Source organism: bacterium, from assembly GCA_024742285.1.
Lineage (GTDB): Bacteria > Myxococcota_A > UBA9160 > UBA9160 > UBA4427 > UBA4427.
Window position 1 is genome coordinate 1 of the sequence record JANSYR010000039.1, and the last position, 2,086, is coordinate 2,086.

Genomic DNA, 2,086 nt, shown 5'->3' on the forward strand with positions numbered 1-2,086 from the left:
CGTTTCGCCCGCCGCTCCCGGCCGGCAGCCGCGGCCAACCACGAGCAGCAGAGCCTATCCCGCCGACCGGCTCTCCGCGAAGCGGACCAGCGCGCCCAGCGCCCGAACCGCCCGATGGGCGCTCGGATAGCAGAGACGACCGTTCTCCCGGAGCGTGGCCGGCGCGGCGTTGTCCGGATTCGAAGCGACCAGCTCGGTCACCGCGAGCACGGGCTTGCCGTGCTTCCGACTGGCTTCGATGCCCGCCTCCGCGTAGCGACGATCCTGCTTCTCGTGGAAGCCGGCCATCCGCTCGAGGCCGTGGTCGGGGAAATAGCGACCTCGCCGGAACATCCCGCTGGTGGCGGCCTGGATTCCGAGCCCGAGGTGGATCACCGCGTCGACCTCCGGATGACCGCAGACGAGATCGAGCACCTGCGGAATCGTGTCGCGGGTCTCGCCACCCGCGAGATCGATCGGGTTGTTCCGACTCCAACGCGGCGGCACCAGCTCGTCGATCGCGGCCTTGATGTCGTCCGGGAGCGGGATCACCTCGAGTCCCTCTTCGGCGCAGGCATCGGCGGAGAGCACGCCCCATCCGCCGACCGAGGTGAAGATCACGACCCGACGCCCCTTCGGCAGCGGCTGGGTCGCGAGGGTCGCTCCCCATTCGAAGGCCTCCTCGATGGTCGGCGCGCGCAGGATCCCGAGCTGGCGGCACAAGCCGTCGAAGACCCGGTCGTCGCTCGCCAGCGCGCCCGTGTGACTCGCCGCCGCCTTCGCGCCCTCCGCACGGGCGCCGCCCTTCACGAGGACCAACGGCTTTCGAGCGGTCAGGCGCTTCGCCGCGCGTGCGAATGCGCGCCCGTCCTGAATCCCTTCGACGTAGGTCACCGCCACGTCCGTGTCCGGATCGACGGAGAAGTACTCGAGCAGCTCCGGCAGGCCGGTCTGCGCCGAATTGCCGAGAGAGACGGCCTTGCTGATGCCCACGCCCGTGGCGACCGCGTAGTTCATGTAGGACGAGACGAGGTTCCCGCTCTGGCTGGCGACCCCGATCCGTCCTGCGGGCGGCATCGGCGCCACGATCTGCGCGCACATCGACACGGGCGTCGAGATCACGCCCTGTCCGTTCGGACCGATCAGCAGCATGCCGAGGGACTCGGCGGTCGAGACGAGCTCTCGCTGCATCGCCTTGCCCGCTTCGCCGGATTCCCCGTAGCCGGCGCTCGTAACGAAGGCCGCCCGCACCCCACGCGCGGCACAGGACTTGAGGAGCTCGATGTTCACCTTGTTGGGCGTACAGACGACGACGAGGTCGGCCTGGCCCTCGGGCAGGTCCTCGACGCTCGGATGGGTCTGCTGTCCGAGCACCTCCGCGCCGTCGGGCTTCACGCCCCAGACGTCGCCCTTGAAGCCCTGGGCAAGCAGGTTGTGCAGGGTCACGAAGCCGAATTTGCCGGGGTGGCTCGCCACGCCCGCGACGATGATTCCGCGCGGATGGAAGAGCGGACGGAAGCGCTCGCGGATCGCGTCATCGTCGAGCGGCTCGGGCAACGCTTCGCGCTCGTCGGCGGGCGCCCCGCTCGGGGTCGCCTCCACGAGCGCGTCCACCGCCACCGGGCGATCGCCGGCGACGATCAGCGGATTCAGGTCGACGCTGACGATGTCGGGGCGATCGATCGCCAGTCGACCGAGGCCTTCGAGCACGTCGGCGAGGGCCTCCCGATCGATGGCCGGCTCGCCGCGGTGGGGCTTCGTAAGGAGCTCGGCGGTCTCGAGCCCTTCGACCATGCCGAGCGCTTCGGCACGCGAGAGCGGCGCCGCGGCGAAGACCGCGTCGCCTACGGCTTCCGCCAGGATCCCGCCGAGACCGAGCATCACGCACGGACCGAACTGGGGATCGCGAAAGAGGCCGGCGATCAGCTCCCGTTGTCCACGCACCCTCTCGGCGACGAGCAGCGCGACCTCGCCGTCCTCGGGACGCGCCGCCGCCAACAGCTCCTCGGCCTGGGCCTCCACCGTCGCCGCGTCGCCGAGCCCGACGCGAACCAGCCCCCGCTCGGTCTTGTGGGCAATCCCGTCGCCGGCCAGCTTGAGCACGACC

At 70.6% G+C, this 2,086-nt stretch carries 1 protein-coding gene; it reads right to left on the bottom strand.

The window, feature by feature from the left end; all coding sequences use genetic code 11:
• Window positions 1-54: 54 nt before the first annotated feature.
• Window positions 55-2,086: acetate--CoA ligase family protein (locus tag NXI30_28990; GenBank protein MCR9098277.1), on the bottom strand; the 2,032-nt coding region annotated here is incomplete at its 5' end.